The following is a 13444-nucleotide window of genomic DNA, read 5'->3' as shown; positions in this document are numbered from 1 at the left end:
GCCAGTCTGATTTTTAAAAACTACCTTAGACATTGTTGTATTTTGTTCAACTCTAAAATAATAATTTTAGAGAAGATCAACAATAAAAAAAGGGTGTCTCGACTTTTCGGACACCCCCTTTTTTAGGTTATTTTTTTGGGGAATCAGAAGATTGCTCAGGTTTTGCTTCAGCTCCTGCCAAAATCCCTCCGTCTACATTCAGTTCGATTCCCGTAATGTACTTTGACTCCTTTGAAGCCAAAAACAATGCTGCGAAGGCTACATCATCTGGTTCTCCAAAATGCCCCAAAGGAATACCTGATTCTACCTGCCTGATTATCTGTTGTCTCACCTCCCCTTCTCCTAACATGGCATCCCACATCGGTGTCATGATTGCTGCAGGATGGATAGCATTACAGCGGATCTTGTAACCTTTTTCAGCACAATATAAGGCAACAGATTTTGTATGATTTCTAATTCCTGCTTTACTTGCTGCATACGCAGCAGCTCCTGGAATGCCTACTATACCACTTCTCGAAGAAATGTTGATGATACTTCCTCCTGACTTTTTTTTCATCCATTCTATGGCATATTTACAGCCCAACATAGTACCATTCAAATTGACTGCCATCACTTCTGACCAAGAGTCAAAATCTACTTGTTCTACATCATGAGGGCCAGGTGTTTCCATAAAACCTGTTATTCCTGCATTATTGACCAATATATCCAGACCTCCGAATTTCTGATTAATTTTTTTGGATAAATTAAAGCAATTTTAATGCCTCTATAGCCATTTCAAGAACTTTATCCTTTCCTGATTGTATTTCCTCTGGACTGTTTTTGACTAATTCATGAGGAGGAATCCCTATCCCTTCAAAGCTTACCCCTGCAGCATCTCTAAAATCCCCAGTGCTGATCGCATAAATCCAGCCATTTGGCAATTCTCTTTTGGGATTGTCCGAAAAGGCCCCATAAGTGGAATCTCCCATTACCAGCACATGTCCCATCGTCTTCATGGCCAACACAAAGGTTTCACCAGCACTGCCTGTATGTCGGTTGGTCAAGAGCTTGATAGGCTTGGTATAAAAAATATCCAGATTGGGAGTAGTTCTCCACTCAATCGCAGGTCCAAAGTCCTGATGTGCCGGACCGTTTTTGAACCTCGAAGTCATATACAATTTTGACTCTTTTGTGAAAAATCCGGCTACTTCCTGGGAAGACCTGTCATAGCCACCTTCAATCCCTCTTGCGTCAAAGATCAATCCTTTGGTATCCTTCATGAAGGGTAAAATGTGCTCCAATGCTTCACGGTAAAAAGCAGGGGTCAATCCCAAATTTTCCAAATAGATATAACCTATCTCTCCATCAAACTTCCCATAAATGACATCAGGATCCTGACTGTCTCCTATCGAAAATTCCGCTTTCAATTTTGATCGGACCAATTCAAGATCAAAATCACCCTCAGGATAAACCGGCCCGGAGTCAAATCTGCGGAATCCGGGATCAGGCTTGATCATCCATACATGACCATCGTTCAATTCTGCCAACATTTCCGAAATCACATCAAACAGCTCATCTCCTGACATGTTATTGTTGACCTTGGGTTTGTAAATGGCATATAGCTGATCCCAGTCAATATTCTTGACCTCAAATAAGGCATACATCCGGTCAAATTCTTTCCATAAAATTTCGAAATTGTCATTAGGAGTATTATTTGGCTCTTCTCCCAACATGAGGTCATTGCATGAGCTGAACATTGAAATAAATAGCATCAGTATCACCAATCTGAGAAAGCGCAATGAATTTTTATCAGTTAAATTTTTCATTTCTTTAGATGTTAAAATGGATAAGGATTACCACTTGGAAAATTGAAATTGATAGACATAAGCCAGGCCGATTTGATGGTCACTCATACGGATAGACCGGGGCTTATCATAGCTTAGCCATTGGTATTGATAATTGAACCTGATAGAATTTCTTTTAGAGATTTGGTACTGATAATTCAGGCCTATCTCAGGGTGAACATATCTCCCTAAAAAGCCCCATTCAGCCCCTGCAAGAAAGGCCCTGCTTTGGGATTTGTCAGGTTGGGATACCACATTGCTGAATGGCATCCTGGCTATAGAAGCAATAATGGGTAAAGAAATATTGCCCTCCACTTGATGCCTTTTCCCAAAATTCCTGACATAAGCATACTTGGCTGCTACCTCCAACAGATTCATGGTCCAAATATTCATGGCCAATCCATCAGCATAAAAGAAGGAATCCTGGATTTTAAAGCCCACATAACTGGACTTTACTGCCTGATCTGATATCTTTCTGAGGAACTGGGCAAACAACTCCCCCTTATACAGTGTCGGAACCAAATAGAATGTTTCATCTCCTTCATCAATTCTGAATTGTCTTTTACCCAATTCCGGAGCAAGCATATCTCCCAAGCCCGCTTCAAATCCAAAGTACCAAAGATTCTTTTTGGTAATCCTTTTATAATCACCTGTCAAACCGTTGTAATTGGTGAAATATTGCATCGGGGAAGCTTGCCAATCGTGGAGTTTGTTGACTCCCCTTACCAGACCTAAGCTAGCCTCAGCCCCATGTCTCAGGGATTCATCACCCTGTGCAAAAGACAAGGAGATTCCTAGGCACAGCATAACTGTGCATAACAAAATCAAATTTTCCATAATATTAATGCGTTTAAAGTGCTGGCAATCAATTACTAAAAGATGATTGCCTAATCAAATTCAAAGTAAAATCCCTGACTGGATCTTTTTGACCGATGATATCTTTGACTGATAACTCAACCGGAAAATCCGGCAGTATTCCTCGGTCTTTAGCCTGAGTGGTTTTCAAATTAGCCATATGGAATCCCAACAATGGAATACCTAGATCAATATTGGAATTAGGAAGATTGACAATGCTGAAAAATCCGCTGGTATTCATGGCATATCCTCCCGCTGTCTCAGAACCAATGATCTTGCCCCTGCTATCCGATTGGAAACGGGAAGCAAATTCTGTAGTCACTGAAAAACTTTGACCACCTAATAAAAGATAGACCTTACCATGATAGGCATTTTTAAAGAGCTTCTGCTTTTTCAGGCCTTTTTGGACCGTAAACTCCCTTCCATATTTTCCATTCTTATTGAACAAACTTGCCAACTTGAACAAAAAAGAGGTTTTGGATTCAAAATCTACTTTCTGACGCTTTTTGACGGAAATGCGTTCATAGTAGCGGAAGGGTTCCTTGGCCAAATACCTATACAGTTCAATGCCCCAGTTTTCATTCCCTCCTTCATTGCCTCTCAGATCGATCACGAGTTCTTTAATACCTTCCGATTGGATCCTGTCAAAGGAGTTTTTCAAAAACTTTTTAAAATTGTCTTCATTGGGATAGGCATAAAATCTATCGATATCCAGCCAACCGATGTTTCCTTCAAGGGTTTCAAAATGGAATGGTCCTCTTTGGGAAGAGTTAGTATCAAGATAATTTTTAATTTGCTCGAAGGATACCCCTGAATAACTCAAATTTCGGACTTCACCATCCAATCTAACCTGTATATTGTAAGCAGATTGAATTCCAAATAAGGTTGAATAAAGACCAGGAAAATACTGGTTGAGCTGATAGTACTTCCCTCCTTCCGAATATCCGTCGCCGAAGGTCAAATGCTCCTTGAAATGGGAAATGATTTCCGCAACCGGTTTACCATTGACCGAGATCACTTCTGCTCCCTTTGGGGCTTCCTCTCCATTGAAATGGGAAAGTATAAAAGCTTTATCTTTATTTACATGCAGCTTTAAGGGAAACAAATCAGTAGTGAAAAAGGGATAATACAAGTCCTTACCGGCTGCAATCCATTTGGTGTGCCCACAGTGCAAGGCGCTTACCAGAGGCATCATCGCCACATAAAACTCCCTTACTGTCATCTCTTTGTGCAATCCAGATTTTACTACTTCAGTAAGATTTTCAAACGCTTCCGGGGAAGTGTACCGATACATTTCCGGATGTTTGGCTTCCAAGGCTTTCTTAAAAAGCGCTACATCAGAAATCATTTGATCGAGTGTAAGTACCTGAGCTGATAGCCCAAATACAAGCCCGAACCAACCTAACATAAAAAACAATTTCATTTTCATAATAATAGTGGTTTAGTACTCCAAAAATGATGTAAATCAAACACTTCCAAAAGAACTCAATTACCCAAGTGACATGAAAGCAAACTGAAGCGTAAATTTTCCAACCCGAGGATTATTCCCCCATCCACTTTTTATATTCAGCAGCCCTCTCCCTACTGACCAAAACCTCCTCCTCAAATACAGGTATCAAACTGATTTTCAATTTATTGTTGAAATAAAAATTGGTTTTATCAATTGACTCAATGGATGCAATCACCTGCCTGTTTAAGCGGAAAAACCTTGTACTTTCCAACATCTGCTGAATGTCATCCATGGTGTAATCCAGCACATAATCCTTTCCATCTTTGGTCCTGATGTGGGAAATTTTATTTCTTGAAAAGAAGTAGGCGATATCCTTTAAATCCACCGATACCAGCCTCTGCCCCATTTTACTGAGAAAACGATCTCTTTTAGGTTGATGGACAGCAATGCTGGATTTTAGGTCCTCCAACAATTTCTCAAAGAAAGCCCCATGGGACTGCAGCTTCCCGCCCAAAGACTTTTTCAAATTTTCAAGCTTTGCCAATGCCTTAGACAGTTCCTCTTCCTTGATAGGTTTGAGCAGGTAATCAATGCTGTTCAATTCAAAGGCTTTGAGCGCATATTCATCGTAAGCCGTGGTAAAAATAATAGGACAATCTACCCTGATTCGCTTGAAAATCTCAAAGGACTGACCATCGGAAAGTTCAATATCCAAAAAAATAAGATCCGGCTCTTGGTGGTTCTTCAGCCAATTAACCGTCTCTTCTATGGTTTCTGTCACATCCAGGACCTCAATATCCCTGCCCACAAGTTGAAGTTTCCTTTTCAATTTGCCGGCATTGTGCTTTTCGTCCTCTACAATCAATACTTTCATCATGATGGTTTTGTTAAACTAGATCCGATAACTTCAACTTGGCCATTTCCTGCGCTGATATCAGTGGCAATTGAACCTGAAATGACTCTGCTGACTGAGAGATAATCACTTCGGGCTGATTAAGCAGTTTATACTTGGAAATGATATTTCTCAAGCCCATTTGCGGGGAGGCCATCCTGCTTACTTTTTTATTCAGGTTATTCTTTACTAACAGGTTACCTGTATCATCAGTGAAAATTTTCATAACCAAAGGGGTCTTATCAGAAACAGTGTTGTGCTTAACTGCATTTTCCACCAATAATTGCAGTGTCAAAGAAGGAATATAAAAATCCTCAAACTGAGAATGAACATCCACTTCTAACCTGATCCCTTCTCCAAATCTAGTTTCCAGTAAATGAAAATATGCCTGGATAAAGCTTAATTCTTCATTCAAAGTTGACAATACCTTATCCTGCGTCTTTAATACATACCTGTATGTGTCCGACAGTTCATCTGTGAATTTTTCTGCCAATATTGGATTCTCGGGAATCAATGAAGAAAGAGTACTCAAACTATTGAATAAAAAATGAGGGTTCAATTGCGACTTCAGGGACAATAATTGACTCTGCAAATGTTCCTTTTTGAGCTTTTCCCCTTCAAAATGGGACCTGTACCAATGCCTGTAGAAATACATGGCCTCATAAATGGCAGCAATGGGAATGATGAAAAAAAACGGAACAATGATATTGATCAAATATGCTCTGGAAGGGATGGGATAACCCCAAAATTGGGTGACATCATAAAAATACGTCAGCAAATACCTTAAAGTGACGGTCAAAAGCGTAAACCAAACGACCTGGGTTACAATCCTTGAAGGTGTGGATTTGATGGAAGGAAATTTCTTTCTCGAAAAAAGGATGCCCAGTCTATTGGTCTCCCAAAGCAACAAGCTCTCCCCTACACTTAAAGTCATGGCTGTCAACCTGCTGACTTCATTGGCTTCATTTTGGGCATCAAAAAATACCAGATTGGCCAGTACTCCGGTTAAAGGAACACCCACAATTCTCAGCCATTTGTCATTTAAGCGATCCATGATTCAATTTCAGGTAAATTTCATCAAAATCAATGGATTAACCACCTGATAAGATACCGAAGAATCAAAACCTTTACCTGAAATGTCAATTTTCCTTTCTGGAACAAAAATGCCTCATATATCATTTTTTACCAATCGGTTTCCAAAAGTTCCATTGCTCTTGCCATCCAATCTTCATTTTGGCTGGCTCTGACCATTGGAGGAATACCCACAAACTCAAACTTTGCCTGTTCCTCGTAGCGGGTGGTACTCATATTCAGGTTATATCCCATAGGGGTCTTTACGGTAAAGACATTTCCATAACCCTTATATCCTCCTGAATTATCTCATAAGTGATTACTTTCTTGCTTTGAATGGCTAATAAAATAAAGTTTTCACAGGTACTCGCACATTCCCTATCCATGAGCACGACAATCTTTTCAGGCTTTGAGGGTAATGACTCTTTTTGAGAGCAATAGGTAAGTCTGTACCGACTGTTCTTACTCATGGTGCTGTTAAAAGTAAAAACCTGAGAACCAAACCCAAGGTTCATTTCATCCACTTGGCCTTCAATTGGATCAAACATATTGATAAACTCCCCTTCTCCAGCATTTTGCATTTTTTTGATCATTTTTTCAAAATGCTCTATTGTTCCCCTTCCATATCGAATAGAATCAGCCTTAATCCCTTCAAGAATATTCCTATACGTATTCAAGTTGTCCTTAGTAGCATAAATCTGAGGCAATTCTGTTTTGATAGTATCTGTGTAAAATAAGGGATAAAAGGGCGCCAACAAAGCATCACTTCCCCCTCCATTTCCTCTTACATCGATAATCAATTTGGGTATATTCAACATATCAGTTTCATGGGCCTCAAGTAAGGAATCGAATTGATTCTTAAAATATCCATCAAAAGTCCTAATGGATAAATATCCAGTTTGCGCATCGATTTTTCTAAACTCGAACAGGTTTTGGTACGGGTTGCTTGAAGGTGCTGAAACAACATTTTCCTGTGTAGTTACCCCTAATTTTTTCCAAGACCCTAAGCGGCTTCCCTCTAAACTTACCGTTTCGGAATTAAGGCTGTAAAACTTGTAATAGAAATAACCTTGAAAGCGGTTTTCATCTAGTTTTTTCAATTCAAATTTCACCTGTCCCGGCTCCCATATTTTGGTTTTGGATTTCAAAATAACCCCATAATAATCCCTAAAATCATTCTGATTCTTGACTACGGCTACCTTGTAAGCACCATCCTGACTTTCATAAATTCCTTCCAAAGCATCAGCCTTTCCGGAATTCAGGTAAGCTTCAATGTCTTCTAAATCGTCGGTTGCCCTTTCCCTTTGTTGAAATCTCGACGAAGAAAAAAATTGCCTCATGGCCTCGTCATCATTTTCATCTACCACTATCCCTCTATCATTAATCTGACTGTGATTGTCTTTGAAATAAGCCAGATAGCTTTTTAAATAGAGGATGCAATGGTCATTGACAGGATCTTTTTGAATTTCCTTGACCAATTGAGCCACAAATTCATGATATTGAGAGATGTTGGATTCATTAACATTATCTCCAAAGGCCGGGTGGTTCTTTTCCACATAGTCTTTGAGGAATTCAATTTCCTCTGAACATGAACAAGGCTCATTTTGCGAAGTCACTGGTGCAGAGAAAGTCATACTATTCAAAATGAGCATCAACTGTAAGATAATCAGATTTGTTTTCATAGTTTATTTTCCCATCCTCTAAGCTTATAATATTTTTCTTTCGGTTCGGCAGTCCATCCGTTAATTCCCTTCTTTGGTAACCAAACGGCGTGAATGTAAATAACAGGTAGCAAGAGCAAGCCCAAAAAAGAAAGTCCAGCTTCCCTACCAAAATGATAAGACAGCACACAAACCGCTACGGTAAAAAAGATAAACTTCATTATCCTTTTCCATTTGGGGGTATTTACTTCAAAATGTCCAAATAAAATATTGCCAAAAGTGAAAATAATGCCCACAAGAGCAATCTCAAACCATAAATTATTGGTGACATTCAAATCCATATATCAAGTTTAAGAAATACCAAAGTCATCTTTATTTACAAGATGACAGAAAAGTTTAAAAGGTTGCTCCACAAAAAAATATTTTAGCTATATTCACTTACCAGATGACAAGGCAATGAAAAGTTGACTACGATTCAGAAAATCATTGCCTTAAATCCTTAAGCCCAAGGATTATTCAAGCAAATCTTTTCAAATTCAGTTTTACAGTAGCGAAAACTGATCAATAGGTAGTCCTTCCACTATCTTTTGAAGGTATAATGCACTTGCACCAAACCGCTTTCAAAATTCCGGCAACTTAAAAGTTTAAGGTTTTTTTCGGGAATTCAGGCGATATACAAAATTACTTTTCTCATCTCACTATTCTTGCTGAATTTTAAAAGTAGTTAACATTTTCATGGGAAGTATTATGGCTAGGATCAGCCATTACAAAATATACCTGGATCTAGAATAGATGCTGGAAAGAAGGACATACAGCACCCCAACTGATAATTTTCAAATGAGTTTGATCTATCTGGCTGATTAACCATTTTTGATTTTTATTGGTTATATCATTTTTTTTTTCAGATTTAAAAACCTTAAATAATAGTTATATTTTCAACTTAGACAATTTTATTTATGAAAAAGTTTCAGTGCACTTTTCTCGCACTTTTTATTTTATGTGCGACATTTCTATCTGCATTACCTGCGGTTGCAGCTTGTAATCCAGGTCATGAGTCTACAGGAAATCAAAGTTTTGGAGGCCCTAACGGTCGATGGGAGCTTGTTTGTGATCGCGTTAATGAATCTATCTGCTGCATATCCCATCCTGGTCCAGTAGACAGTTAATAATTTCCGGGCTCAGAGAATTCTGAGCCTTCCTATAATTTTAAATTAGATAAATATGTTGAAAAGTGTTATAAAGTTTACTTTTTTTACTCTGTTGTTGTCCTGTCAGAATGGTGAAAGAGGACAGTCAAACTTTGAAGTCATAAATATGGAAGAAAAGATCGATTTGCAAAATAAGATTTTTTCAGATACCAGTTATATTTCTTTGGAATTTTGTGATGATTGTATAATTGGTGATATATCCAAAATCGTACACTATAATTCATCCTTTATTATCTCCGATAAATTAATAACAAAGACCATTCAAAAATTTAAAGCAAATGGTGAATTTGAATTCAAAATTGGTGAATCCGGTGATGGGCCAGGTAAATACATCCTTCCATTCGATTTTTCAATTATTCCAGAAGAAAATATTCTTTGTGTATTAGACAACAATCAATCAAAGTTACTTTATTTCGATTTAAATACCGGTCAATTTTTAAAAGAAGAAAGAATTGATTTTAAAGCGAAATCCATAAAATTTCTGGACTCTGAGAATTTAGCCGTCCATTTAGACGGGAATTTTTTTGGAAATGAAATGGACTATCATGGTTTGATCTTTCATCTACCTACAGGACAAAAATCAAAGTTTGTTTATGATTTTTCAAAAACTGATCAAATGCAGACTAGTGGCGATTTTTTCACCTCAAGTTCGGGAGTTCTGTTTTCGAAATCAATGAATGATACTGTCTATTCCATTACTTCGGAAGGTTTTAAACCCAAGTATTATATTGATTTTGGAAAAAAAGCTATTTCCAATGAGACAAAGGCTAAGCCTTTACAGGATATGTTTGATCAAATGAGAAAAGATATGCCTCACTATCATAATGGGAATTTTATAGAAAATTCTAAGTATCTTTTTTTTGTTTCTTGGGATGAAGGTGAGCTGGAAAACTCTATTATTTATGATAAAATAAGTAAAACTGTCTATAATCCAAGCGATGATAGAGTCCCTTTCAAAAGACCATTTTATGTAAATGAGAGTGAGATTTATTGTTACCTAACAAATGAAGATTATTCCTTCTACGGGATTGAACCCAATTTTGGAAAATCAGAAAATCCAGTAATTGTCAAGTTCTCATTTTAGAATTATTAGACTGAATGTAAGCTTTCATTTATTAATCTGCATAAGTATAGTAAAAGAAACAATTTGAGGAGAGGCTTCATCATGTGGTTATTTCCTTCACGATTTCCCTCCCGTTTCTGGACCATTCACTCCAGGATCCCACATACAAAGTCGGGATTTCCAGACCGGCCACAGCCATGGCCAAAATGGTATGACAGGCTGTTACTCCTGAGCCACAGTGAACAATAACTTTGGAAGGATCAAGACCTTTCAACCTATTTTGATATTTTTCACGAAGCTGTTCTGGTGAAAGATAACAGCCATTTTCCTGCAAATTGGATTTAAAAGGAATATTGATAGATGAAGGAATATGGCCTGCCACCAAATCAATGGGTTCGAATTCTCCCAAATACCTTCCTTCTTCCCTTACATCAATGATCACATAATTTTTTTCATGAATGATTTGATCCATTTGCTGCAAACTTACCGTAGGTAATAACCATTGATCTGCTTTGTAATCTCCTTTTTTCTTGGCCACTTCTTCTCCTGAGGAAGTTGGAAATCCGGCATCCAAGGCCGCTTGAATTCCCCCATCCAATACCTGAACTTTTTCATGCCCTAAGGCGCGCATCATCCACCAAAACCTGGCTGCTGCATTCCCGCCTCTCGCATCATCATAGACCACCACATGACTATCGGGTGAAATCCCCAAATCTCCCAGCAAACTTGCGAAAGTCTCAGGGCTAGGTAAAGGATGCCTTCCTCCATCAGCATAATCCTCCTTGATATTGGAAAGCTGCGCATTTAGGTCAACGAATAAAGCACTCCTCAAATGATTTTCAAGATACTTTTGTCCTGAAAGGTTACCACTGCTATTGCAAGCGTCTATTAAAACAATCTTATGTTGTTCTAATAATGCTAGACAATCTTCAACCTTGATCAATGGAAATATTTGTGAGGCCATGTATTTGTTTTCTGTTTGGATATCTTGAAGATAAAACCAAGATATCGAATTCAAAACTTTTCCATGAAAGTATCCAGTAATTATTCCTGCTTGGTAAAAATAAGAGTTTATCAAACATTCATTTCTCATTGAAAAATACCAATGAAGCTGACTTAGAAAACGGACTTGACAATCGGGATGCTGCAATTACAAATAGAAATGCAAAGGGCTGCTCAGGAGAGCTGCCCTTTGCATTTACTTTACAATTTGAAGTATGAAAAAGTTGAATTATCAGGATTGATGAATTTAAGTTCCCAATAAGCAATCCCGGATACCGGATGGATTATTTTTTGGATTTCATATCGAAGGTCAATTACTCCTGTTTCTATAGTCCCGTCATAATTGGAGTCTTGGTCGCAACTCAGATAAAATTTACTTCTCCAATATTCCTGATTGAGGTGAACAGTATTTGTATCAAATCCATAAGTTCCGGTGATGAATTCAGCTGAATAAGAAGGACAGAATGGATCATAAAGGGTCCTATCAACAATCATCCAAGAAAATTTTCCGTTTTCTGAAAAACTGATTCCAAAACCTCCGTTTGGTTTGGGGGCCCAGGGATATTCCGCCCCACCAAACCATTGACCAGTTTCTCTATTGTAGAAATTCTCATCCAGATGATACAATTTCTGGTTAAAACTCCACTGATCAACCCATATCCCTGAAAGGGATGGTGGTGAAGGATTGGCTAAAACTTCCGGAAATACAACTCCAGCAGGAGTGGAAGCAAAAATATTCGAACTGGCTATATCACTGTTTACATTTTCCACATTGGTGGCATACACCCCATACCCCCCCGAATAACTGATATTGGACATCTTGACGATGAGTCTTCCACTAACTGCAATATTTGTTTTTTGGTCAATGCCATCAAAGGTCCCACTACCTGCATAAGATATATTGACGTTATTCAACACATTTTCAATGCTTTGACTTTTAAAGTGGATACCCTTCCAATTTTGATTACCACTTTTTATCAGGGCCGTAAAATCTATTTTGCTAGCTTCTGAACCAATAGCTTTTAAATAACCTGCACCCGAAATTTCAATCATCTTATTTGCCTTAACCTCAAATCCAGCTCCGGGCATAATTACCAGACCGGATTGTACCAGAAAATCCTCAGCCACAAGATATTTCCCTTTGTCATTGAATCCCGGCCAAGTCACAGGGTTTGGTAAGTTTAAGACACCTCCTATTTCTACTCCATCATAGCCGTTGTTGTCCTTGAAACTGGAATGGAAATTCAACATATGCACCTGATGAGCAGGAACATGGGCAGCCGCTCCTTCATTGTATGAGAAGCTGTTGTTTTCAAATTGATTAAACTTTGAATTAGGTCCCAAATAAATCCCATAACTTTTACTGCTCTGCATGCTGGAATTCAATAATCTCAATCGGGTGGGCTGTGTAGAATTAGCCATTATCAGGTTAGCTTTCACTCCTGGGAATTCAGAAAATTCCGTACCACCACCAAAGGAAATCAGGACATTTTCCAAATTATTCTCATTCGAATTACTATTGATAAGAATCCCTTTCCAATATCCTCTAACAGCCTCTTTTCCTGTAAAAACTACCCTGTTCTGAGATTCTCCCTTTGCATCAATTACCCCATTTACTTTTAATCCTGCTGCTTCCTCAAAATGCACAACCACCCCGGGCCGCACAGTTAATCTTGCGTTAACGGCTATTTCTTTGGTCACCACATAATCAGGTATGGCAGGATCTTCGAATCTATCCTCCCAAGTGGTATCCTCGTTGATATCTTCCTTAATGAAGAATTCCGACCCCCCAGGACTGCTACCATCATCCAATTTAACCAAAATTGTCACCTCATCCTCTGCTTCTAATAATTCCTTGGTAACTCTTAGATTAAGCACGTAAATCCCTGGAAGATCAGGTATAAAATTAGCCGCTAAGTTGGCATAATTGAGTAGAGTGGCTTCACTTCCTTCCGGTTTTGTCTTAAAAGTCCAAAGGTAATGAAGGTTCCCACCTTTCCCTTCAGCTTCACCATTGAGCAGCACTTCTGTATGAACAATTACCTCCTGATCTTCACCAGCTTTGACAATAAGTGTTTCTGGAATACTCGGTTCAACATCTTCCTTGCAGGAAGCCAAAAAGACCAAAATAATGATCTGTAAATAGTTCAATAATTGGATTCGTTTCATTTTTGTAATAGTTGGTTATGTATAATTTCTGAAATGGCCTGATATACCCAAAATCAAAGACTTGATTGCAAAAGACCGAAGGAAGTTGCACCTCCTAACTTACCATATGGCATTCTTTTGGTTGACCATGGTCAAAGAATGCCGTTAAAAAGTGCCAAAACCTTAAATTTTCAATTCAAATAAGGATTTTGGAGGCAGATTGAGATAGAAAATCGAGTACCACATAAACATGTTAATTATGCTTGTATTT

At 38.3% G+C, this 13444-nt stretch carries 11 protein-coding genes and 1 pseudogene; 1 reads left to right on the top strand and 11 read right to left on the bottom strand.

What is annotated here, in order from left to right; all coding sequences use genetic code 11:
• Positions 1-127: 127 nt before the first annotated feature.
• The 9 genes and pseudogenes from ACFFIP_RS11090 to ACFFIP_RS11050 form a co-directional block, all read right to left on the bottom strand.
• Positions 128-733, bottom strand: a pseudogene (locus tag ACFFIP_RS11090) (SDR family oxidoreductase); the annotation flags it as partial.
• Between the two features lie 10 nt (positions 734-743).
• A complete protein-coding gene (locus tag ACFFIP_RS11085; RefSeq protein ID WP_382387705.1) occupies positions 744-1805 on the bottom strand; it encodes a S41 family peptidase in 1062 nt (353 codons plus the stop codon).
• Positions 1806-1832: 27 nt separating this feature from the next.
• Positions 1833-2660 carry a hypothetical protein gene (locus ACFFIP_RS11080; protein ID WP_382387704.1) on the bottom strand — a complete coding sequence of 276 codons (828 nt, stop codon included), beginning with the start codon at positions 2658-2660 and terminating at the stop codon, positions 1833-1835.
• Between the two features lie 28 nt (positions 2661-2688).
• Positions 2689-4107 (bottom strand): S41 family peptidase, encoded by a 1419-nt coding sequence (locus tag ACFFIP_RS11075; protein ID WP_382387703.1) that lies wholly within the window; start codon positions 4105-4107, stop codon positions 2689-2691.
• Between the two features lie 112 nt (positions 4108-4219).
• Positions 4220-5005 carry a LytR/AlgR family response regulator transcription factor gene (locus tag ACFFIP_RS11070; protein WP_382387702.1) on the bottom strand — a complete coding sequence of 262 codons (786 nt, stop codon included), beginning with the start codon at positions 5003-5005 and terminating at the stop codon, positions 4220-4222.
• Positions 5006-5015: 10 nt separating this feature from the next.
• Positions 5016-6074 (bottom strand): sensor histidine kinase, encoded by a 1059-nt coding sequence (locus tag ACFFIP_RS11065; RefSeq protein WP_382387701.1) that lies wholly within the window; start codon positions 6072-6074, stop codon positions 5016-5018.
• 128 nt (positions 6075-6202) lie between these two features.
• Positions 6203-6346, bottom strand: a complete 144-nt coding sequence (locus ACFFIP_RS11060) for a hypothetical protein (RefSeq protein ID WP_382387699.1) — start codon at positions 6344-6346, stop codon at positions 6203-6205.
• Between the two features lie 8 nt (positions 6347-6354).
• The gene (locus tag ACFFIP_RS11055) at positions 6355-7773 is read right to left on the bottom strand and encodes a S41 family peptidase (RefSeq protein WP_382387698.1); all 1419 of its coding nucleotides are present in this window, start codon (positions 7771-7773) and stop codon (positions 6355-6357) included.
• Positions 7770-8093, bottom strand: a complete 324-nt coding sequence (locus ACFFIP_RS11050) for a hypothetical protein (RefSeq protein ID WP_382387697.1) — start codon at positions 8091-8093, stop codon at positions 7770-7772. Before ACFFIP_RS11050 ends, ACFFIP_RS11055 begins: the two co-directional genes overlap by 4 nt.
• 880 nt (positions 8094-8973) lie before the next feature.
• Between ACFFIP_RS11050 and ACFFIP_RS11045 the strand changes: the two genes are divergently transcribed.
• The gene (locus ACFFIP_RS11045; protein ID WP_382387696.1) at positions 8974-10044 is read left to right on the top strand and encodes a DUF4934 domain-containing protein; all 1071 of its coding nucleotides are present in this window, start codon (positions 8974-8976) and stop codon (positions 10042-10044) included.
• Positions 10045-10123: 79 nt separating this feature from the next.
• On the opposite strand, the gene ACFFIP_RS11040 is transcribed toward ACFFIP_RS11045, so the two are convergent.
• Both ACFFIP_RS11040 and ACFFIP_RS11035 read right to left on the bottom strand, forming a co-directional pair.
• Positions 10124-10987, bottom strand: a complete 864-nt coding sequence (locus ACFFIP_RS11040; protein ID WP_382387695.1) for a sulfurtransferase — start codon at positions 10985-10987, stop codon at positions 10124-10126.
• Positions 10988-11226: 239 nt separating this feature from the next.
• Positions 11227-13194, bottom strand: a complete 1968-nt coding sequence (locus tag ACFFIP_RS11035) for a hypothetical protein (protein ID WP_382387694.1) — start codon at positions 13192-13194, stop codon at positions 11227-11229.
• Positions 13195-13444 lie beyond the last annotated feature (250 nt).

The organism is Fontibacter flavus (assembly GCF_042432905.1).
In the GTDB taxonomy this organism is placed as follows: domain Bacteria; phylum Bacteroidota; class Bacteroidia; order Cytophagales; family Cyclobacteriaceae; genus Fontibacter; species Fontibacter flavus.
Note: the sequence above shows the minus strand (reverse complement) of the source record. Positions and strands in the feature narration are given on the sequence as shown.

Excerpts from the sequence above, each read along its gene's own strand:
- ACFFIP_RS11085 (WP_382387705.1), bottom strand. The coding sequence starts at position 1,805 with ATGAAAAATTTAACTGATAAAAATTCATTGCGCTTTCTCAGATTGGTG.
- ACFFIP_RS11080 (WP_382387704.1), bottom strand. The coding sequence starts at position 2,660 with ATGGAAAATTTGATTTTGTTATGCACAGTTATGCTGTGCCTAGGAATC.
- ACFFIP_RS11075 (WP_382387703.1), bottom strand. The coding sequence starts at position 4,107 with ATGAAAATGAAATTGTTTTTTATGTTAGGTTGGTTCGGGCTTGTATTT.
- ACFFIP_RS11070 (WP_382387702.1), bottom strand. The coding sequence starts at position 5,005 with ATGATGAAAGTATTGATTGTAGAGGACGAAAAGCACAATGCCGGCAAA.
- ACFFIP_RS11065 (WP_382387701.1), bottom strand. The coding sequence starts at position 6,074 with ATGGATCGCTTAAATGACAAATGGCTGAGAATTGTGGGTGTTCCTTTA.
- ACFFIP_RS11060 (WP_382387699.1), bottom strand. The coding sequence starts at position 6,346 with ATGGGATATAACCTGAATATGAGTACCACCCGCTACGAGGAACAGGCA.
- ACFFIP_RS11055 (WP_382387698.1), bottom strand. The coding sequence starts at position 7,773 with ATGAAAACAAATCTGATTATCTTACAGTTGATGCTCATTTTGAATAGT.
- ACFFIP_RS11050 (WP_382387697.1), bottom strand. The coding sequence starts at position 8,093 with ATGGATTTGAATGTCACCAATAATTTATGGTTTGAGATTGCTCTTGTG.
- ACFFIP_RS11045 (WP_382387696.1), top strand. The coding sequence starts at position 8,974 with ATGTTGAAAAGTGTTATAAAGTTTACTTTTTTTACTCTGTTGTTGTCC.
- ACFFIP_RS11040 (WP_382387695.1), bottom strand. The coding sequence starts at position 10,987 with ATGGCCTCACAAATATTTCCATTGATCAAGGTTGAAGATTGTCTAGCA.
- ACFFIP_RS11035 (WP_382387694.1), bottom strand. The coding sequence starts at position 13,194 with ATGAAACGAATCCAATTATTGAACTATTTACAGATCATTATTTTGGTC.